At 35.0% G+C, this 19,825-nt stretch carries 23 protein-coding genes and 1 pseudogene; 14 read left to right on the forward strand and 10 right to left on the reverse strand.

Annotated features, from left to right (window positions below; all coding sequences use genetic code 11):
* Nucleotides 1–18: 18 nt before the first annotated feature.
* The 3 genes from J3D55_RS07070 to J3D55_RS07080 all read right to left on the reverse strand — a co-directional run bounded on the left by J3D55_RS07070 (nucleotide 19) and on the right by J3D55_RS07080 (nucleotide 2,940).
* Complete coding sequence (locus J3D55_RS07070; RefSeq protein ID WP_259129623.1) at nucleotides 19–846, reverse strand: ABC transporter permease; 828 nt, start codon at nucleotides 844–846, stop codon at nucleotides 19–21.
* A 1-nt stretch (nucleotide 847) separates the two neighbouring features.
* Complete coding sequence (locus tag J3D55_RS07075) at nucleotides 848–2,098, reverse strand: quaternary amine ABC transporter ATP-binding protein (RefSeq protein WP_259129655.1); 1,251 nt, start codon at nucleotides 2,096–2,098, stop codon at nucleotides 848–850.
* Between the two features lie 476 nt (nucleotides 2,099–2,574).
* Nucleotides 2,575–2,940 carry a DUF1304 domain-containing protein gene (locus J3D55_RS07080; protein ID WP_259129657.1) on the reverse strand — a complete coding sequence of 122 codons (366 nt, stop codon included), beginning with the start codon at nucleotides 2,938–2,940 and terminating at the stop codon, nucleotides 2,575–2,577.
* A 65-nt stretch (nucleotides 2,941–3,005) separates the two neighbouring features.
* Here J3D55_RS07080 and J3D55_RS07085 point away from each other — a divergent pair, with 65 nt between their 5' ends.
* From J3D55_RS07085 to J3D55_RS07095, 3 genes and pseudogenes are all read left to right on the forward strand, one after another.
* Nucleotides 3,006–3,578 (forward strand): Crp/Fnr family transcriptional regulator, encoded by a 573-nt coding sequence (locus tag J3D55_RS07085; protein WP_259129659.1) that lies wholly within the window; start codon nucleotides 3,006–3,008, stop codon nucleotides 3,576–3,578.
* Nucleotides 3,579–3,641: 63 nt separating this feature from the next.
* Nucleotides 3,642–4,073, forward strand: coding sequence for a DoxX family protein (locus J3D55_RS07090; RefSeq protein WP_259129660.1), 432 nt, complete (start codon nucleotides 3,642–3,644; stop codon nucleotides 4,071–4,073).
* Nucleotides 4,074–4,079: 6 nt separating this feature from the next.
* Nucleotides 4,080–4,524: pseudogene (locus J3D55_RS07095) on the forward strand (carboxymuconolactone decarboxylase family protein).
* 82 nt (nucleotides 4,525–4,606) lie between these two features.
* On the opposite strand, the gene J3D55_RS07100 reads toward J3D55_RS07095, so the two are convergent.
* The 3 genes from J3D55_RS07100 to J3D55_RS07110 all read right to left on the reverse strand — a co-directional run bounded on the left by J3D55_RS07100 (nucleotide 4,607) and on the right by J3D55_RS07110 (nucleotide 6,440).
* Complete coding sequence (locus J3D55_RS07100; protein WP_259129663.1) at nucleotides 4,607–5,356, reverse strand: type 1 glutamine amidotransferase domain-containing protein; 750 nt, start codon at nucleotides 5,354–5,356, stop codon at nucleotides 4,607–4,609.
* Between the two features lie 182 nt (nucleotides 5,357–5,538).
* Entirely contained in the window at nucleotides 5,539–5,826 is a 288-nt protein-coding gene (locus J3D55_RS07105) for a putative quinol monooxygenase (RefSeq protein WP_259129665.1), read from the reverse strand.
* Nucleotides 5,826–6,440 carry an NAD(P)H-dependent oxidoreductase gene (locus J3D55_RS07110; RefSeq protein WP_259129667.1) on the reverse strand — a complete coding sequence of 205 codons (615 nt, stop codon included), beginning with the start codon at nucleotides 6,438–6,440 and terminating at the stop codon, nucleotides 5,826–5,828. The genes J3D55_RS07105 and J3D55_RS07110 overlap by 1 nt, the downstream gene beginning before the upstream one ends.
* A 234-nt stretch (nucleotides 6,441–6,674) precedes the next feature.
* On the opposite strand from J3D55_RS07110, the gene J3D55_RS07115 reads away from it, so the two are divergent.
* From J3D55_RS07115 to J3D55_RS07140, 6 genes are all read left to right on the forward strand, one after another.
* The gene (locus J3D55_RS07115; RefSeq protein ID WP_259129670.1) at nucleotides 6,675–7,289 is read left to right on the forward strand and encodes a metallophosphoesterase family protein; all 615 of its coding nucleotides are present in this window, start codon (nucleotides 6,675–6,677) and stop codon (nucleotides 7,287–7,289) included.
* 582 nt (nucleotides 7,290–7,871) lie between these two features.
* Nucleotides 7,872–8,801: a LysR family transcriptional regulator gene (locus tag J3D55_RS07120; protein WP_259129673.1), complete on the forward strand. Its 930-nt coding sequence runs from the start codon at nucleotides 7,872–7,874 to the stop codon at nucleotides 8,799–8,801.
* Nucleotides 8,802–9,117: 316 nt separating this feature from the next.
* On the forward strand, nucleotides 9,118–9,993 hold the full coding sequence (locus J3D55_RS07125; protein ID WP_259129677.1) for an aldo/keto reductase: 876 nt from the start codon (nucleotides 9,118–9,120) through the stop codon (nucleotides 9,991–9,993).
* Nucleotides 9,994–10,105: 112 nt separating this feature from the next.
* The gene (locus J3D55_RS07130; RefSeq protein ID WP_259129680.1) at nucleotides 10,106–10,579 is read left to right on the forward strand and encodes a DNA alkylation repair protein; all 474 of its coding nucleotides are present in this window, start codon (nucleotides 10,106–10,108) and stop codon (nucleotides 10,577–10,579) included.
* Nucleotides 10,545–10,808, forward strand: a complete 264-nt coding sequence (locus J3D55_RS07135; RefSeq protein ID WP_259129682.1) for a DNA alkylation repair protein — start codon at nucleotides 10,545–10,547, stop codon at nucleotides 10,806–10,808. Before J3D55_RS07130 ends, J3D55_RS07135 begins: the two co-directional genes overlap by 35 nt.
* A 469-nt stretch (nucleotides 10,809–11,277) precedes the next feature.
* The gene (locus J3D55_RS07140; RefSeq protein ID WP_259129683.1) at nucleotides 11,278–11,724 is read left to right on the forward strand and encodes a lipocalin family protein; all 447 of its coding nucleotides are present in this window, start codon (nucleotides 11,278–11,280) and stop codon (nucleotides 11,722–11,724) included.
* Between the two features lie 363 nt (nucleotides 11,725–12,087).
* On the opposite strand, the gene J3D55_RS07145 is transcribed toward J3D55_RS07140, so the two are convergent.
* The 4 genes from J3D55_RS07145 to J3D55_RS07160 are packed head-to-tail and all read right to left on the reverse strand — an operon-like array spanning nucleotide 12,088 to nucleotide 15,340.
* The gene (locus J3D55_RS07145; RefSeq protein WP_259129685.1) at nucleotides 12,088–13,425 is read right to left on the reverse strand and encodes a UDP-N-acetylmuramate--L-alanine ligase; all 1,338 of its coding nucleotides are present in this window, start codon (nucleotides 13,423–13,425) and stop codon (nucleotides 12,088–12,090) included.
* A gap of 2 nt (nucleotides 13,426–13,427) precedes the next feature.
* A complete protein-coding gene (locus J3D55_RS07150) occupies nucleotides 13,428–13,868 on the reverse strand; it encodes a hypothetical protein (RefSeq protein WP_259129687.1) in 441 nt (146 codons plus the stop codon).
* 11 nt (nucleotides 13,869–13,879) lie between these two features.
* Nucleotides 13,880–14,686: a lysophospholipid acyltransferase family protein gene (locus tag J3D55_RS07155; protein ID WP_259129690.1), complete on the reverse strand. Its 807-nt coding sequence runs from the start codon at nucleotides 14,684–14,686 to the stop codon at nucleotides 13,880–13,882.
* A gap of 27 nt (nucleotides 14,687–14,713) precedes the next feature.
* A complete protein-coding gene (locus J3D55_RS07160; RefSeq protein WP_259129698.1) occupies nucleotides 14,714–15,340 on the reverse strand; it encodes an NUDIX hydrolase in 627 nt (208 codons plus the stop codon).
* 545 nt (nucleotides 15,341–15,885) lie between these two features.
* Between J3D55_RS07160 and J3D55_RS07165 the strand changes: the two genes are divergently transcribed.
* The 5 genes from J3D55_RS07165 to J3D55_RS07185 all read left to right on the forward strand — a co-directional run bounded on the left by J3D55_RS07165 (nucleotide 15,886) and on the right by J3D55_RS07185 (nucleotide 19,823).
* Nucleotides 15,886–16,692, forward strand: a complete 807-nt coding sequence (locus J3D55_RS07165) for a hypothetical protein (RefSeq protein WP_259129700.1) — start codon at nucleotides 15,886–15,888, stop codon at nucleotides 16,690–16,692.
* A 172-nt stretch (nucleotides 16,693–16,864) separates the two neighbouring features.
* Nucleotides 16,865–17,263 carry a hypothetical protein gene (locus tag J3D55_RS07170; RefSeq protein WP_259129701.1) on the forward strand — a complete coding sequence of 133 codons (399 nt, stop codon included), beginning with the start codon at nucleotides 16,865–16,867 and terminating at the stop codon, nucleotides 17,261–17,263.
* Nucleotides 17,264–17,275: 12 nt separating this feature from the next.
* Nucleotides 17,276–18,007, forward strand: coding sequence for a curli-like amyloid fiber formation chaperone CsgH (gene csgH / locus J3D55_RS07175; protein ID WP_259129703.1), 732 nt, complete (start codon nucleotides 17,276–17,278; stop codon nucleotides 18,005–18,007).
* An 11-nt stretch (nucleotides 18,008–18,018) separates the two neighbouring features.
* On the forward strand, nucleotides 18,019–18,429 hold the full coding sequence (locus J3D55_RS07180; protein WP_259129704.1) for a curli production assembly/transport component CsgF: 411 nt from the start codon (nucleotides 18,019–18,021) through the stop codon (nucleotides 18,427–18,429).
* A gap of 29 nt (nucleotides 18,430–18,458) precedes the next feature.
* Complete coding sequence (locus tag J3D55_RS07185) at nucleotides 18,459–19,823, forward strand: CsgG/HfaB family protein (protein ID WP_259129707.1); 1,365 nt, start codon at nucleotides 18,459–18,461, stop codon at nucleotides 19,821–19,823.
* Nucleotides 19,824–19,825 lie beyond the last annotated feature (2 nt).

Raw genomic sequence — 19,825 nt, forward strand, 5'->3', positions numbered from 1 at the left:
TATTTTAATTTTTTCATTTTATTGTTTTTTCTTTATAAATCCTTGGGTAATACGGTCTAGAATAATGGCTAAAATCACAACCGATAAACCACTTTCAAATCCTAATCCAATATCCAGATTACTGATTCCTTCTAATACCTTTTCTCCAAGACCACCTGCGGCAATCATTCCTGCAATGACGACCATTGATAACGATAATAAAATAGTTTGATTGACTCCGGCTAAAATAGTTTGCGTCGCTAAAGGAAGCTCTACTTTAAATAAAATCTGGCGACTGTTGGCTCCGAAAGCACGGGCTGCTTCCACAATATCTTTTGGTACGCCTTCAATTCCCAATGTTGTTAAACGAACCGCCGGTGGCATTGCAAAAATAATGGTTGCAAAAGCACCCGGAACTTTACCGATACTGAAAAATAATACCGCAGGAATCAGGTAAACAAAAGCAGGCATGGTTTGCATTAAATCTAATAAAGGACGGATGATTTTCGCGGCAAATTTGTTTTTAGCTGCCCAAATCCCTAAAGGTACAGATAGGATAAGTGCTGTAAGAGTGGAGACAAAAACAAGCGCAAGTGTTTCCATGGTTTCTCTCCAGAATCCCATTAAAAATATGAGAGAAAGCCCGCCAAGCGTCATAATTGTAGTGCCTTTTCCGGCTTTCCAAAAAGCTAATAAGGTGAAAAATAAAATGACAATGTAAAAAGGAGTATTTACTAAAAGCCATTCAATTCCCAAGATGGAAGAGTTTCCTACATTTTTTATGACATCAAACAAGGGTTTTGCGTTTTCTACCAGCCAATTGACGGCAGTTTCTACATATTGACCTATATCTATAATTTTATTCATCTTATTGGTTGTTTGCGATTTCTTTTAATTCGATAATTTCTTCTTCATTAAACTTTGTAGCTTCTATGATAAGGGATAATTGCGTTACTAGTCCTAAAAACTTATTGTTTTGGTCCACAACGGCGATTGAGGATTTACTTTCGGAAATCAACGGCAACATTTCTTCTACTGTAGCATCCGGATAAACGGAAGGAACATTGCTATTGATGATAGATTCTACAGTAGTTGCTTTCTTCTTCGCAATTTGTACAATATCATTAAGAGTCACAAAACCCATAAATTTATGATGTAAATCAACAACCGGTAAATTTTCCAGCGCTGAAGCTCTCATTTTTCTCAATGCACCTTCGGGACCGTCTTTTCTGAAACGCACCACAAACGGTTTATCGAACATCAGAGATTTTGCTGTAATAATAGTTTTACGGTCTACTTTCTCCACAAAAGCTTTTACATAATCGCTTGCAGGGTTGGTTAAAATGTCCTCCGCAGTCCCTATCTGTTCTATTACGCCGTCTTTCATAATGGCGATCCTGTCACCAATCTTAATGGCTTCATCCAAATCATGCGTAATAAAAACAATTGTTTTTTGAAGGGTATCCTGTAATTCCAGCATCTGATCTTGCATTTCAGATTTTATTAAGGGGTCAAGTGCTGAAAAAGCCTCATCCATCAATAAAACTTCGGGGTCATTTGCCAAAGCTCTTGCTAATCCCACTCTTTGTTGCATACCACCGGAAAGTTGAGAGGGAAACTGATGTTCAAAACCGCTTAACCCAACGATATCTAATGTTTTTTGTGCTTTTTCTTCACGCGAAACTTTGTCTTCACCTCTTATTTCCAGCCCGAAAGCGGCATTACTCAGAACAGTATGATGCGGCAATAAACCGAATTTTTGAAATACCATACTCATTTCAGTTCTTCTTACTTGCAGAAGCTCTTTATTATTTTTCTCGGTAATATTATCGTTATTGATGTATACTTTTCCCGAAGTGGGTTCATTCAATCGGTTAAGACAACGAAGCAAGGTTGATTTTCCGCTTCCTGATAACCCCATGATCACAAAGAATTCACCTTCGTAAATTTCAAAACTAGCTTTATTGATTCCTACTGTGCAACCTGTTTTTTCAAGAATTTCTTTTTTTGAGACGCCCTTGTTGAGAAGTTCCAATGCTTTTTCTTTATGTTTTCCGAAAATAATTGTTAAATCTTCTACTTTCAGTTTTACTTTTCTACTGTTTTCGATTTTTTCCATATTTTAATTAATTGTATTTTTTTGTACATAAAAGTAAAGTTGTAATTATACGTTTAATCTATATTGCTTTATTGTTTCGAAAAGCACAAGTAATCACTACAGTATTTAAGAATAAAACAATATAAAAAACTAAAACACACAAAAGACATAAAGCCTTATGTTTATCTTTTAAATATTTTCAAATAGGTTTTTACTCTTATCTAAAAGAGTATCATGTAAAAAGAAATTAATCTTTTAAAATAGATTCAAAAATTAAATTATCCGTTCAGATAATTTACAGGTATTTTGTACAGAACAACTTGAATTTCTACAGATTATCAACATGTAGAACAGCGTAAAAAAAACTACGCATTTATTTTTTATGATGATACAAATTTACGGATTTTATATTTAATGGAATTTCCAGTATTTTATGAATTGATATTCAGGGTTTTATGCGAGAGGGTTTTTCGTAAACTCTAAAATGAATTTGTAGACTACTTTAATAAAACTGCGATAATTGCCAATATAGCGGGCAAAGCCTGAACAAAAAATATTCTTTTCGTCGCAGAAATTCCACCATAAATGCCTGCAATTGCGACACAACTCAAGAAAAATAAAGCAATATTCGTCTGCCATTTCGGATCTTCAATGAAGAAAGACCAGAGTAATCCTGCTGCAAGAAAACCATTGTAAAGTCCCTGATTCGCTGCCAAACCTTTTGTGGGTTTAAACATTTCTGCAGGAAGCGCTTTTTTGAAAACTTCTTTTCCTTTGGTTTCCCACGCAAACATTTCCATCCAAAGAATGTAGATATGTTCTATTGCGACGAATGCAATTAAAATTTTGGCAACGATTTCCATGATTTATTGTTTTGTCATTGTAAAACTAAAAAAATAAAGTTAAGTTTGGTTACACAATTTCAGAAATGGATACTTTCAAGATACATTTAACTAAATTCATCGATATTAGTGAAGAAGAATACAACTCTGTTCTCTCTTTTTTTCAAGTTTTGGAAGTAAAGAAAAAACAAGATTTGATGCTCGATGGAGAGGTTTGTAAGTCTATGTATTTTGTGTTGAAAGGTTGTTTAAGAAAATTTTTCACCAATGAAAAAGGAGTAGAACAAACGACAGAATTTGCCATAGAAAACTGGTGGATTACAGATACTTTCGCGTATGAAAGACAGATGAAATCAGATTTTTGTATTCAGGCGGTGGAACGTTCTACTATTTTGATGATCGATTTTCAGACTCAGGAAGACCTCTTGAAAAAGCATCCTGTAATGGAACGGTATTTCAGAATGATTTATCAAAGAGCTTATGCCGCTTCAGAACGGAGAATCCGTTATTTGTACGAAATGAGCAGGGAAGAGCTGTATGTACATTTTAGCACACAATATCCCGAATTTATTCAAAGAATCCCACAATATCTTATTGCTTCTTTTCTGGGTTTTACTCCCGAATATTTAAGTGAAATAAGAGCAAAATTACGTTCTTAAACCAGTTTAAGATTTTTACAATCTATAAACCGCAACTTTGTCATGTAATTAAAAGCCAATATCATGACAGACAAAAAAGATTTATTTCCACAGTTATTTTTAAGACTAGCGATTGCTGTAACGATGCTTTCCGCAGTTGCCGACAGATTCGGGTTGTGGGGGAAAAATTCAACTTGGGGAAACTGGGAGAATTTTGAAAAATATACGAGGCAGATCACTTCTTTTCTTCCGGAAAGTTTAAGTGTTTTTTCTGCTTATTCAGCGACTTTTTTCGAAATACTTTTTCCGTTGCTGTTGGTATTGGGATTTAAAACTAAAATTGCAGCGTACGGAGCAGGGTTTTTATTATTGATTTTTGCTTTATCCATGACCATTGCTTTGGGTGCAAAAGCTCCCCTTGATTATTCGGTTTGGGTGGGAAGTGCAGGTGCTTTCTTATTAGCAACTCAGCAAAAATATTCATTTACAATAGATAATTTAACAAACAATATATAAAATAGTATGAGCACAAGATTCAACATGGCAACTACGGATGCCGCAGCTTACAAAGCATTATTGGGATTAGAAGGATATCTTCAGAATATTTCTTTAAACAAGATTCAGAAAGAATTAATTAAAATCAGAACTTCACAGATCAACGGATGTGCTTACTGTCTTGATATGCACACGAAAGATGCCATGAAGTATGGTGAAACGCCACAAAGAATCTTCCTTTTGAACGCTTGGAGAGACGCTAAAGAATTGTTCACAGAAGAAGAACAGGTGATTTTGGAAATGACTGAAGAAATTACTTTAATCAGTCAAAAAGGGTTAACAGACGAGACATATTACAAAGCAAAACAGGTTTTTGACGAACTTACTATTGCTCAAATCATCATGGCAATCATCACGATCAATGCGTGGAAACCGAATCGGGATCAGTACACATTTGCCCATTGCAAAATAATTTTTTTTGAATTCGTTATTTACTAAAAGCGCTTCCCAATGTTGAGAAGCGCTTTATTTATAATTGAAAAACAGCCTGAAAACTATTTTTTTAATTCCTTTAAAATAGCCTCACCCACACTTTTTGCAGATTGAGGATTTTGTCCGGTAATCACTCTTTGATCTGTCACGACATGATTCTGCCAAAGTCCTGATTTTTCAAATTTTGCGCCTCTTTCTTTCAATTTATCTTCTAAGAGGAAAGGAACAACATTGGTTAATTTCACTTCAGATTCTTCTTCATTTGTAAAAGCATTGATCTTTTTACCATCTACCAAATATTTTCCGTTGTTCAATTTAATATTCACCAAACCAGCCGGACCGTGACAAACTGCAGCTACAATTCCACCGTTTTCATATATTTTTGAAGCGATTGTTGATAATTCTGTATTGTCTGCAAAATCCCACATCGCACCGTGACCTCCTGCATAAAATATGGTAGAATAATCGTTTGGATTAACTTGTGAAGGCTGTAAAGAATGATCAATTTTACTTTTGTCTTTACTTTCCCAGAATTCTTTGTTTACGGGATCTTTCAAATCAAATCCGTCAACGGGAGGAGTTCCACCTTTCGGGCTTACAAAATCGATTTCGTAACCTGCGTTGTGAAGAACTTCCCAAGGATGCGAAACTTCCCCAAGATAATATCCCGTATTTTCGCCGGTATCTCCTTTTTTGTCATGACTGGTAACGACAAATAAAATTTTCTTTTTCATATTTTTAGATTTTTTGGTTTGTCCGTGAATCAATCCTATCGTGAAGATGGCAAGAAGTAATAATGTTAATTTTTTCATGATTTTGATGAATTATATTATTTTTAAACCGCAAAAGAAGCAAAAGATTTCAATATGTTATAAGACTTTCAAAAGCGGGCAAAATTGAATTACTTCATTTGTTTGCTTTTGTAATTCTTTTCTCAATCATTTCTTTTGTCGCTTTTGCGGTTTAAAAATTTTTCTCGTTTTGTATTAAATATTTAAATAATTTCAGTCAAATAAATCTGTGGTTTTTCCTGCAATTTTTCATCAACCAAAGCTCCAAAAGCTTTAATATAAGGTTGCTGATTGTGTTGCGCCAAACCTTCTTCACTTTTCCAGATTTCATAGAAAACGAATTGATTTTTATCCTCAATTCCCTGATGAAGCGTGTATAATTCGTTCGCTTCTTCTTTTCTGGTTTCTTTTACCATGTTTTGAAGAACTTCCAAGACTTCAGTTCTGTATTCTTCTTTGGCTTTTATAACGGCTGTAAGATAAATTTTCATTAGGCTAATTGTGGTTTTAATTCTTGTTGAAAAATAGTGGTAAGATGATCTTTATAAATTTTCATATCACGTTCTACATCTGCATTTTTTTCTACATCATGGAAGTGAAAACTTTCCATTTTTTCCAGAGAAACAAAGGCATTCATTCTATGGAAACCAAATAACGGTCCATTATCTACACTTGTTTCATTGAAAAATTCTCCGGGAAGCGTAAAAGCCGTTTCCGGGGCGTTCCAGCTTGTTGTCACCATATATTTTCTTCCGCCAAGCATTCCGCCGGTTCCGTAATTTATTTTTGGGTTTTCAGCATTTCTGCCGTCGCTCATATAAATTCCTTTTGCATGACCGGCTGTGAAAACTTCATCGATATATTTTTTCAAACCATTCGGCAACTGAAACCACCAGATTGGCGTGTGATAAATAATATAATCTGCCCAAACAAATTTTTCTACCTCTTCATTTTTATCGTAACCAGCCCCAACATTTGTTATTTTTATTTCTACATTTTCAAACTCTTTTAGAACATCCAAAGTACTTTCTGCGATTGTCTGATTATATTTTCCTCCCGAATGTCCGAAGTTTTGTCCGCCATTAATGATTAATACTTTTTTCATTGTTTTATGATTGTTTAAATTTTATGATGCAAAGTTAGGGTGGGAATTTGTATTATAAAAATAATATAAATTATAATTAATTATCAGAATAATGATAGTTAGACTATCGGTTATAAATAATTAATGATTTTCATTTTATCATTATTAAATTCTATTATCATGGTTAAAAGTCATATTCTGACGGAGTTGAATTTATTTTCTGTCCCGTAAATTTGTTTGAGAAATTGAAGGATAATGATAAAAATTGCGATTTTTAGTGATGTACACGGAAATCTTCCCGCGTTGGAAACGGTTTTAAATGATATGGAGCAAAGGAGAATTCACCAGAAATTCTGTTTAGGAGATCTTGTAGATTTTGCGCCGTGGGGAAATGAAGTCATTGAAAAGATAAAAACCTTGAATATCCCTTGCTTAATGGGAAATCATGATGAAAGAATTGCTTTTGATGTGCCTGTAATTCCTTTAAGTAAGCATTCTGAAGAAGAAACTGCGGCAAGATTTTCAGCGATAGATCATTCCAAAAAAAACATTACGAAAGAGAATAAAATATTTTTATCAGAATTGCCTTTTCATTTAAAATTAAACTATAAAATTGGGAAAAAGCATTGGAATATTCAGTTGGTCCACTCAAGTCTGGAAAGCAATGATACGTATCTGTACGAAGGCAAAGATGATGAGGTTTTTCTTAATATGCTGCATGAATCTCAATCAGATGTTGTCATTATGGGACACACTCATTTGTCTTTTAAAAAATATTGTGATGGAAAATGGGCGATTAACAGCGGTTTCTGTCGGTCGTTCAAGAGAAGAGAACCGATTGGCTTCTTATGTAATTCTGACTTTAGATGAAGAAAAAATTACTCCCGAAATTATTCAATTAAACTATCCGATTGAAAAAGTTGCTCAGGAAATCGAGAAAAGTGAAATTCCCAATTATTATGCTTCGTTTCTAAGAAATGAAAAATTATCAGTACTCTGAAATCATTTATAATTCATCATTAATAATTTATAATTTTTTCAGGAGCTTTTTCCCGCTATCCACTGTATCTTTTTTGTTACGGTCTCCGCTTCGCTCCGATCGCAACACAAAAGGATGTCGTTTCTATCGGGGCTAGAATTATAGCTGCTTATTTAAACATTAGAAAAATATCCACAAAGTTTGTCATCCTGAAAAAGAATCTGGACATTATTTTTTCCCTATTATTTTCTACAGCCGAAGCCTTGTCAAGGCTGAGTTTCTCATTTTGAAAGCATCTCAATAGTATTTTTAAAATCTCAAATTGACTTTGATTGATAATGTAAATGAAGAAGATAATTAATTATTAGTATTGTGATTATTTTGTAATTTTGTATCAGAAAAATAATATATCAATTGTCTATTTTTTCGAATTTAGTTAACAATTAATAATTAGCAACTCACAATTTTACAACATGGTTAATTTAGAATGGTATCGAACTTTTAAAGCAATTTACAAGACCGGAACTTTAACTGGAGCCGCAGATTCGTTATTTATCTCACAACCCGGAGTAAGTCTTCACTTAAGTTCTTTGGAAGCTTATGTAGGATATAAATTGTTCGACAGAACCGGCAGGAAAATGATGCCTACAGAAAGAGGAAAAGTTCTTTTCAACGCGATTTCTGAACCCTTAACAAAACTGGAAGACGTAGAAAAAAACTTCCAGAAATCTACCGAAAAACATACACCGACAATCAGTGTAGGAATGTGTTTTGAGACTTTTCAGACAACTTTGGAACAGTATGTTTCGACCTTGCCTTTTAATTTAATTATCAGTTTTGGAGAATATCCTGAAATGCTCGATCAATTGGATAAAGGGATTTTAGATTTAATTATTACGCCCAAAAAAGGAGTTTCACCCAATATTTTACATGAAGCTTTCTCTTCCGAACAGATTATTTTGGTGGGTGGAAAAGATATTGATACCGAAAGTTTTCTTGAAACCTTACAATCGAAAGGCATCGAACACGCCGAAGAATGGCTGAAACAGGAAAAATGGTACGGAACTACAGGAGATATGGAGCATCTTTTTCAGTTTTGGATTCTGAATTTCGGACATAAACCCAATTTCCGTCCGAATTATATTGTCCCGAATTTAAATTCTATCATCCGTTGCTTAAAAGGCGGAACAGGTTTAGCCGTCGTTCCCGATTTTTTATGTAAAAACGAGATCGAAAACGGCGAAGTAAAATTGATCTGGGAAGGTGAGAAAAAGTTAGAAAATACGCTGTATTTCGGGTGTAGAAAAAATACCAATTATCAAACTGAAATTGATCATATCAAAGGCTTATTCAGAAAAATGATGAGCAAGAAAGAAGGCGAGAATTCAGAGATCAAAATTTAAAAATTAGTATTAGAAACACCATAATTTCCCTTCTTTGAAGGGGGTGATTTTTACAAAGCAAAAAGACGAGGTAGTTAATCATAAATCAGCAAATATTCCACAATAAAACGGTGAAAATTTTATCGCAGATAAAATCCTTGCGCCTTAAAACAGTGTCATAAATATTATTTTGCGCCTTTGTGATTTCCAACCATCAGAACAAAATTTAAACAGATTTGTTAAGAAAATTTCTAATTTCAGTAAAAATGGTAACCTGAGATTTCAAAATTTTATCGGAAATTTGTTTGACTTTACATTAAATTTTAAACCATCAATTATGCAACAAAAAACATATGCAGGACAACCTGTGATTACATTAAATAACGGAGTAGACATCCCGGCTTTAGGTTTCGGAGTTTGGCAAATGGAAGACATGCAGGAATGCGAAAACGCTGTGATAAAGGCGATCGAGACAGGATATAGAATGATTGACACGGCTTCTATTTATCAAAATGAAACCGCTGTTGGAAAAGCAATAAAAAACAGTGGAGTAGACAGAGAAGACCTGTTTGTGACTTCAAAATTATGGGTTCAGGATACGACGTATGAGAAAGCGAAAGGAGCTTTTCAGAGAACTTTAGACAGATTACAGCTGGATTATCTGGATATGTATCTTATTCACTGGCCGTATTCGGATTTTACTGGAGCTTGGAAGGCATTGGAAGAATTGTATCGTGAAGGAAAAATAAAGGCAATTGGTGTTTGTAATTTTACGGTTGAAAAAATGGAGGAATTAAAGGCAAATTCAACGGTTCTTCCTGTGATAAATCAGATTGAGCTGCACCCGATTTTCCAACAAAAAGAGCTTCAGGTTTACGACCGAGAAAATAATATCGTTACACAACCTTGGAGTCCACTTGGAAACGGAAATGCCGGATTGTTGGATAATGAAGAATTAAAAAATATTGCTTCAAAATACCATAAAACGGTTGCTCAGGTTATCTTGAGATGGCATTTACAGGAAGGTTTCTGTGTAATTCCGAAATCTGTGACGCCTTCAAGAATTGAAGAAAATTTCAATGTGTTTGATTTTGAATTATCGGAAGACGAAATGAATGTTGTCCGTTCTTTAGACACAGGAAAAAGACTGTTCTTTGATCCAAAAGATCCGGCTTGGGAAGAGAAAATGCTGAATGCTGTTGCGGATATTTAATAATAATATTTATCTCTCGCAGATTTGGCAGATAACGCAGATTTTTACCACAATCATCGGCTAAATCAGCTCAATCTGCGAGAGGTTTTTAAAAAATTATTTCGAGAAAAACATGACTGCACAACAATTCATAGAAAAACTTTCAACATTTATCAACGATAAGGAAATCGACAAAGTTGAAAAATTCTTCAAAGGAAATGATGGCGTTACAAAACATTTCGGAGTGAAATTCGGGGATGTTTTTACGACAGCGAAGGAATTTTCTGCAATGCCTTTAGATGAAATCAATACGTTGTTAGACAGCGATTTCTACGAAGTAAGAATGGGAGCGGTGAGTATCATGGATTTTCAGGCAGGGAATAAAAAGACTTCTGAGGAAAAGAGAAAACAGCTTTTCAATTTATATTTAATTCGTCATGATCGTCTCAATAACTGGGATTTTGTCGATCGTGCTGCCCGAAATGTGATCGGAGAATATTTAATGGATAAGCCGCGAGATATTTTGTATCAACTGGCAATTTCTGAAAATCTTTGGGAAAGGAGAAACCGCGATGGTCGCAACTCATGCTTTTATCCGGAAAAATGAAATAGATGATACTTTCAACATTGCAGAAATTCTCGTTCATGATCCTGAAGAATTGGTGAATAAAGCAGTCGGAAGTTGGGTGCGGGAAGCAGGAAAGAAAGATGAAAAAAGACTTTTTGATTTTCTCGATACATATATCAAAACAATGCCTTCAACTACATTTTCTTACACCACAGAAAGGCTTGATGCAGAGAAGAAAAAATATTACAAAGAACTAAGGAAGCAATGAATTTTGCTTCTTTTTTTATGTGTTTTAATTAAAATTTTTAAAATAAATCTTAGAGCCTTTTTAAATTTTATATTACAAATTTTGTAACCTGTTTGAAAATCTATTTTTTTGAAAGTGAAAGTTTTTACATTGAAAGACTTAAGATCTTTTCAAACAGAATTTGTTATTGTTTTTAACGCAAAGATTCTATTTACATTACGCATTATTTTTAGAAGGCAAAGGCAAATAAAATTTGCTTCGCGAAGCGTGGAAACAGCGCTTCATCAAATCAACTTGTGGATTCATCTTTGCTCCCTTCATAATAAGTACTATTGAATTAAAGCTTTGCGTCAAAAAAATTAGTATTACTTTTTAAAATATTAAAAAAAAATTAAACAGACTCTAAAATTGAGGAATCTCATTATAACAGCATAACAAGCTTAATTAAAATTGTTTTAATTTTGTAGACTTACAACATCTAATGTTAATTATGAAAAAAATTATTCTGCCATTAATGCTATTTTCCTTTTTTGGTTGCAACAACAATGATGAAGATCAGAATTTCAGCAATAAAGCTTCAATTGTCGGAAAGTGGTATATTGAAAAATCTGAGATATACCGGTCTTTAAATCAGCAGACCCAAACTACTTTCTCTACGGATTGCCAGAAAATGAGCACGCATGAATTTACTTCTTCCCATGTTATTTCGATTTCTTTTGCCCAGAACAATAGTACCTGCGTAAAAACAGATGCTGTAACAAAGAAATATACGTTCGAAAAAGGAAATGGTAAATTCTGGTTCGAAGGTGAGGAAAATTATCCGTATTTCGTGACTCAGCTTACTTTCACCGATATGGCTATGGAAGACAGGACTCAGGATTTGGACGGCGATGGTACCAATGACGTAGTAAGGCGTTTTTATAAAAGAATTAATTAAAAAACTTTTTATTTGAAGTTGTTTGACTTAGTAGAATTGTACTTTTATTTTTTTTTGAAGCTATTTCCCGCTTTCCACTGTATCTTTTTGGTTACGGTCTCCGCTTCGCTCCGACCGCAACCAAAAAGGATGTCGTTACAATCGGGGCTAGGAATTTGCGACTGTTACAAAAAACGAAACCTGTTAAGTTTAAATCCATAACATTTGTCACCCTGAAAGAATCCATGCGCGAATCTTCTCAGGCTATTTTCTAATACTATGCTTAGATCCTTTCAGGATGACAAACTTTGTGGGAAATTATAACGTAAAATAATAAAACCTCCTTTCGACTTGAAAGGAGGTTTTATTTTATTATAAGTGAAATTATTTCGTTAAATCCAGTCCGCCAAAATTTCCCGAACTCATCATCAGATAAACGTCTTGCGCTTTATCCAGCGTATTCCAGTACGCGTGAAGCTCTTCAGCGTTTGTGAAAACTCTTAGATTTTCATTTTTGAATTTTTCTTTAATCAATTCCGGTGAAATAGGATCCATTCTTTTGATCTTTAAAGCATCTTCAGAATAGAAAACAATGGCTTCATCCAAACCATCCATCGCATGATCGTATTGTTCTAAAAATATTGGATTTAAACTTGAATACGTATGTAATTCAAGAAAACCGTATTTTTTATCTTTTTTAAATTGTTCGTTAAAGGCTTTCACAGCCGCTTTCACCTTGCTTGGAGCGTGTGCAAAATCTTTGTAAAGCGTTCCTTTATCGTCTCTTTCTATTTTTTCAAGACGTTTTGAAGCACCTTTGAAACTCATGATCGCTTCATAGAAATCTTCATCCATAATGCCTAAATGCTGACAAATATGTCTTGCTCCTTCAAGATTTAATAGATTATGAGCTCCAAAAACAGAGAGCGGAACATCGCCCATTTCGGTTTTTAAATGAACTTGTCCATTAATAATCTCATATTCAGGAGTTTTATAAGGTATTTTTCTGAAAAAATTCTCTGCAGCTTCTACTACTTTTACTACTTCTGTATCTTCTTCATTATATACCAAAATTCCGCCCGGAGTAATACTTGCAACGAATTTTCTAAACTGCTCGATATAATCGTCAAAAGTTTTAAAAACATTGATGTGATCCCACGCAATTCCGCTCAATAAAGCGATATTCGGTTGATACAGCAAAAATTTTGAACGCAAATCGATAGGAGAAGAAAGATATTCATCACCTTCCAGTACCATAAAATCATTGTCCTGCGTCAGTTTTACCATACAGTCGAAACCTTCCAGCTGAGCTCCCACCATGAAATCCACATCTTTTTGATGGAAATTCAAAACGTGAAGAATCATCGAAGTGATCGTCGTTTTCCCATGAGAACCGGCGATGACAACTCTGGTTTTATTTTTCGATTGTTCGTAAAGAAATTCAGGATAAGAATATATTTTTAAGCCCAGTTCTTTTGCTTTTGCCAACTCAGGATTGTCCTGATGAGCGTGCATTCCAAGGATTATAGCATCAATATCGGAGGTTATTTTCTCAGGAAACCAACCCATTTCTTCGGGTAAAATTCCTTTCTTTTCCAGTCTTGATTTTGAGGGCTCGAAAATAGCATCATCCGAACCTGTCACCTGATATCCTTTATCTTTTAACGCAATCGCAAGATTATGCATGGCGCTTCCGCCGATAGCAATGAAATGGGTCTTCAATTTTATTTATTGTTTTTTACGTTGTTATTAATAATCTCCTGAAACGCATTGGTGATATTCGTCCAATTTGTTTTATACTTCGGCATAATTGAACTCGCATCCGTTTTGTTTCCTTCATTAGCACCACTTTTCACGTTGATGGAAGTGGAAACAATATCGTATATTTTCTTTCGGTCTTCCTCAATTTTCCTGAAATTGTTTTGGGAAAGTGTAAGATCCAGTTTCTTCAGGTCTTCATTGGAGATTTTAAAATCCTGTTTTACTTTTTCTCCATGACCTTCAAAAGAATAATGTGCATTATTCCCTTTGATAAGCAGATTCTCATAAATCGGGGCAAAACCTCCGCTTTTGGAATAACTGATGTCAAAATCCGAATATACTTTCTGGCTGTTACACGAAACTAATACTATGATGGCGAATAGAATTCCTAATATCCTGTTCATAATTTTCTACTTTAATTATCTGAGTCCTTTTGTTCTAATTTTTTAGCTTTAAGTTCTTCATCATAATTGTGTAGTACATTGAAATCCTCAGTTTGCTCAATGGCAGTCATTATTTTAAGCAAAATTTGGTGAGCATTTTCTTTGTCGTAATCTATATCGAGAGGTGCTTTGAATTCCATGGTAGGTTTTACGCCTGTTACCTTTACACGCAGACCTTTTTTATCAAACGCTCTTCGGAATCCGTTGATTTTTATCGGGATCACGATCGGGCGCTGATTTTTGATCAGTTTCGCGGTACCTCTTCTTCCTTGCGCAAAAGCCGATGTAGTTCCTTGAGGGAAAGTCGCTACCCAGCCGTTGTCCAGGGCTTTCATAATATTATCAACCTCTGTAAGATCTACCATTCTGTTGACATTTTTGCCTTCAGCTCTCCAGGTTCTTTTTACTGTTACAGCACCTGCAATTTTAAAAATTTTCGGAAGAATCCCTTTATTCATGGTTTCTTCGGCTGCAACGTAGTAAAAATCGATCTTTGGATTCAGCAGATAGATCGGGTTTTTTATGGTGTCTAAATATCCGTTATTCACGGCACAGAATGCATGATACATTGCTGCTACATCCGCAAAATAAGTTTGATGGTTGCATACAAAAAGCACATTGGAATCCGGAAGATCCACAAGGTGTTCTGTACCAGTTATTTTCAGTTTATTAAAGCCATTGAATCTTCTGTAAGACACAAGTCCTAAAATAAAAATAATTAACCTTTTTAAAAAATAAGGAGTTCCGAACGCGTCGGTGAAAATATTTTTCTTCGCCATCTCTCAATTAAACACAGTACTGCAAAGTTACATTTTTTTCAGCAACTGGCTGAATTCACTCAATATCATTGCTGTAGCTCCCCAAATAATATATCCGTTAAAATTTATCACAGGAACTTCATTTCCTCCAGCAGTTGGCAACGCCATTATTTCAGGCTGATCGGGAAGATTCAGGAAGCAGGTGATAGGAAATTCTATAACTTCTACCGCTTCACTTTGCTGCAAAATAAATTCGGGGTTCTTTTTGGTATATGAAATGTAGGGATAAACGTAAAAATTACTCGGCGGAATGTAGATTGGAGACATTTCTCTGATGATTCTCACATAATGTTTATCGATCCCGATTTCTTCTGAGGTCTCACGAACAGCCGTTTCAGCGAAATCTTTATCCATCTCTTCGCGTTTTCCGCCGGGTAAAGAGATTTGCCCGCTGTGTCTGTCGTGTTCGTTGATTGTTCTTTGAATTAAAGGAAAATGCCATTCATCATTTTTAAGGTACAAAACGATATTTACAGCAGCAAATTTGGGGTTTTTCTCCAAAACTTCGTCATACGTGAAAACGGGGCGGGAAGGCAGTGAAAAAACTCCGTGAGCGTTTATTCCCGGCAATTCTGCGATTTTTATTTTCTGTAATAAATCTTTTCCAAAACTCATTCTCAAATTTAATAATATATTTTGAAGAAAGAAATAGCGTGAAGTGTTAATTAATGATAAAGGTGGAAGAAGAGAAAGAACCACTAGAAATTAACCTAAATTCGAGATAAGATTAGTTAAAAATACTTTATTGAGACATATTATTTTAAACGCAATATCCGCAAAGTTCTATAAATAGCTATTTTTAGTTTTCCGGTCGCAATGGCACTCTGTTCAGCAAAGGGTGATTGCGATTTTAGCTGAGTGAAACGCCCTTGCGAACGAAAATATTTTCAAGTTTAATTAAAAACTTTGCGATCATAGCGTTTAAAAGATATATGAGATTTTCTAAATCTGAACTGAGGTTAAATGAACAAAATCTTTAAAAATAAAAAAGGACTACCGTATTTTCCCCTAATCAAATCCAGTGATGCCGTAAAAACTGTAATTAGTGACAATTTGGAACCGTAATTGGTGATTTTAAAAATTTACGTGTTTATCGTGGTTCGCGCAATTGGTTTAGAATCTACCTTTGTCTCACTATTAACCAATTAATTTTTACGACTATGAAAAACTTCATTACAGGTGTGTTTACACTAATGGCCATGGGTTTCACTTTTGCACAATCAAATATTGACGTGAGTACTCAAAACGGAAACATGAACGTTGCTACTGTTGACCAAACAGGTCTTCTCAACGTAAATCAATTAACACAAGATGGAAACAGAAACACAGCAGATATCGATCAGGTCGGTATCCTGAACACGAACGATGCTCAAAGTATCGGAAACAGAAACTCTATCGATGTAGACCAAACAGGTATCGGAAACTCTAATACTACAACTCAAACAGGAAACCGTAATGTAGCTTCTACTTGGCAAGTTGGTTTGCTAAACTCTACTGAACAAATTCAGATGGGAAATAGAAATGAAGTTTCTTCAACTCAGTGGGGAAGCGGAAATACAGCTTATCAATATCAAGATGGAAGAAGAAATGATGCTTCATCTTTCCAATTGGGTGATAATAATGCTGCTTTACAATTCCAGATCGGAAGAAGAAATGATGCTTCCTCTACCCAAGTTGGTGACGGAAACCTTGTGGTACAATATCAACAAGGAAATGACAATAGTGCAACCAATGTACAAGTAGGCGACGGTAATATTGGTACAGCTTTCCAGGTAGGAGATGATAATATGGCTATAGGAAATCAGGTGGGTGATGCGAACCTTTTGGTTCAATTACAAATCGGAGATGGAAATATTGCCTTAGATGCTCAAACTGGTGACGGAAACATCGCTGTAATCAATCAAAACGGAGACTCTCACATCCATGTTGGAAACTCAAATGGGAAACAACAACTCTTTAATGGTTAATCAATCAAATTAGTACTTCTGTAATCTGAAGTATGGGAGGGACTGAGGTCTCTCCCTTTTTTGTTTTTCATTAAAATTTTAGAGTAACGGTAAACCGTGATTTTGGATGATTACCAATTAGACGTGTTTTATGCAATACTCTAATCTGTTAACTTTAATAAAAATTAATACCATGTTTAATCTGGGATGGAGTGTCTTTACACTTTTACTTTTCATGTCTGTAAAATCACAGCAGATCGATTGGGACAAGATCAACAGCAATAGTGCTCTTAGTATTATCGCGGCTCAGAATCCCGATCAGGCTACTTCCTACTCTAATATCATTCAAATGGGTAATGGCAACAATGCCGAGCTTTCCATTAATACAAAAACAGATATTGCGGTGAAGCAATTGGGAGATTACAACTCGCTTTATTTTGTGAATTCATTTACCGATACGGAAACTAAAACCGCAGTTACTACCCAAGGAAATAACAATATTATTGATATTACAGGAAGCAACAGTGTCTCTGAAGGATTACAGATTAATGTAAAAGGAGATAACAAAACCATCTTCATGAGAAATTATTAAAAACAATACGTGATGAAAAACTTTCCCTTTTTGACTTTGTGTACTCTTTTTATCTTCTTGTCTGCCGCGGTTTACGGACAAGAAGATAAAAAAGTCACAGCCAAAATAGAAAGTACCACTTTGGAAAATCAGATCAAACTCAAAGCGGTTGTCACAAATAACACAACGATTTACAAAGAGCTTAATTATCTTTTGATTTCCATTAAAAAAGGCAGCGGAGGAAACCTTTCAAACAATCAGCAAAGTGGTAAATTTTCTCTTAATCCTAATGAAGTAAAGGTGTTGTCGGAGATTAATGTTAACCTTGAAAAAAAAGATGCTTTAAAAGCTTTTCTCTATATAAAAGATGAAGAAACCCAGAAATTAATATCAAAAGACAGCCTTGAACTGAATACCGATTTGTTTAAAAAGAAAGTTGCCAAAATAGAAGAAGATGTTTTCTTCGAACTAAAAGGGTTAACAATAGATGAAACAAAAAGCAAAGTGGGCAAAGATTTCTACGATCTGTTTTATATACAATACAGCCAGATTCCGGACAAGAGTAATTCTGCGATCACCGTATCAGAACTTCCGGTTCGGGGAACAAGCGGACAGATCAATATAGAGATCGACGACAAAGTAGTCTACAGTTTTGTAACAAACCCCAGCGAAGATTATTTGAAAGACCAATTGGTCGCTACCTTAAAATATATTAAAGACTTTAATGCCAAGAAAAACTTAATTAAAAATGAATTTATATACTAAAAACGCTAGCCATGAAAACTTTTATACTAATTTTCACCATTATTGCGGGAACTTTCTTCGGGAAATCCCAACAGTTCGTTTATAAGCCTATCAATCCGGCTTTCGGTGGCGATACCTTTAATTATCAATGGCTTTTGAGCTCTGCCAATGCTCAGAATCAGTTTGATGATAAGAAGGACTATAACAGTTTACTGGATAATTTAAATTCTCTCGACAGTTTCAGCCAAAGTCTCAACCGTCAGGTTTTGAGTGAATTGTCCAGAAAATTGTTTGAAGATCAGTTCGGAGAAGGAAGTGTGCAGCCCGGAAATTATCTTTTCGGTACCATGTATCTGCAGATTACCACTACCGCTCAAGGACTGTTGATTAATATTTTGGATACCAGTACAGGCGATCAGTCTGAGATTATTATTCCAAAATAAAGAAAAAACAAAAAACTAATTTTTTAACCATGAGATCCAAAACCTACACCAGAATTTTTTTCTGTGCCATTATTCTGTGTATTTTCCAGGCCTGTAGTTCTTTATTCGGGTTGCCTTCCAACCCTGAAAGATCTACTCTTGGCGAAAACACAGTCTACACCACAGAATTGAAAAGTATGCCTTTACCCAAAGAAAAAATTGTAATCGGAGTTTACAAATTCAGGGATCAGACAGGGCAGTATAAACCATCAGAAAACGGAAACAACTGGAGTACAGCTGTTCCGCAAGGTACTACAACCATTTTGATCAAAGCTTTAGAAGACAGCAAATGGTTCATCCCTATCGAAAGAGAAAACATTGCCAATCTTTTAAACGAAAGACAGATCATCCGCTCCACAAGACAGGAATATCTGAAAGATGCCGATAAAAACAGCCAGGCTTTGCCGCCGCTTTTATACGCCGGAATTTTATTGGAAGGAGGCGTAATTTCCTACGACAGCAATATCATGACGGGCGGTTTGGGAGCAAGATATTTTGGCATCGGTGCTTCTACGCAATACAGACAGGATAGAATTACGATCTATCTTCGTGCGGTTTCTACTTTGAACGGTGAAATTCTAAAAACCGTTTATACCTCAAAAACAATTCTTTCAACAAGTGTTAACGGAAGTTTCTTCAGATATATTGATACCGAAAGACTTTTGGAAGCTGAAGTTGGTTTAACTCAAAACGAACCGGTACAGCTTGCCGTGACAGAAGCCATCGAAAAAGCCGTAAAATCGCTGATCGTGGAAGGAATTAAAGATAAAATCTGGGGCAAATCTGTAGAAGATACTACCAATTATCAGGCGATAATCGATGAATACGACAGAGAGCAGAAAGATAATACCAACAGAGTTATCGGAAATAAATTCCCAAGCAATTACAGACAAAATTTTGCCATTTTTGGAAATGTGGAAGCACAAAAAATCAAAGATGATTATGTGAATCCTAAAACGAATATTGGAGGGAAATTAGGCTTTAAATATTTTATGAGTCCAAGTTTTAACCTTGAATTTAATTCCAATGTTTTCACGTTAGAAAATCAAAATATCGTTAAACGTACTTTCTTCGTCCCTGAAGTTAATCTTGAATTTCTTCTTTTTCCGAAATATAAATTCAGTCCGTATATCTATGGCGGTGGAGGAATAATGCTTTCGCAGATTAAACCTCAATATAAAGGGCAGATTGGCGGCGGTTTCGAGTATATATTTGCCAAAAATGTCGGCATCAGAGCTTCTTCACAATATGATCTTGGTTTTAAAGACAAATGGGAAGGATTGATAAATGGTCAAAGAAAAGATCAGGCATTACGATTCGCAATAGGTCTCAATTTTTACATTGGTAACAAATAAAA

It is taken from the genome of Chryseobacterium ginsenosidimutans (assembly GCF_024807225.1).
GTDB classification, from domain to species: domain Bacteria; phylum Bacteroidota; class Bacteroidia; order Flavobacteriales; family Weeksellaceae; genus Chryseobacterium; species Chryseobacterium ginsenosidimutans.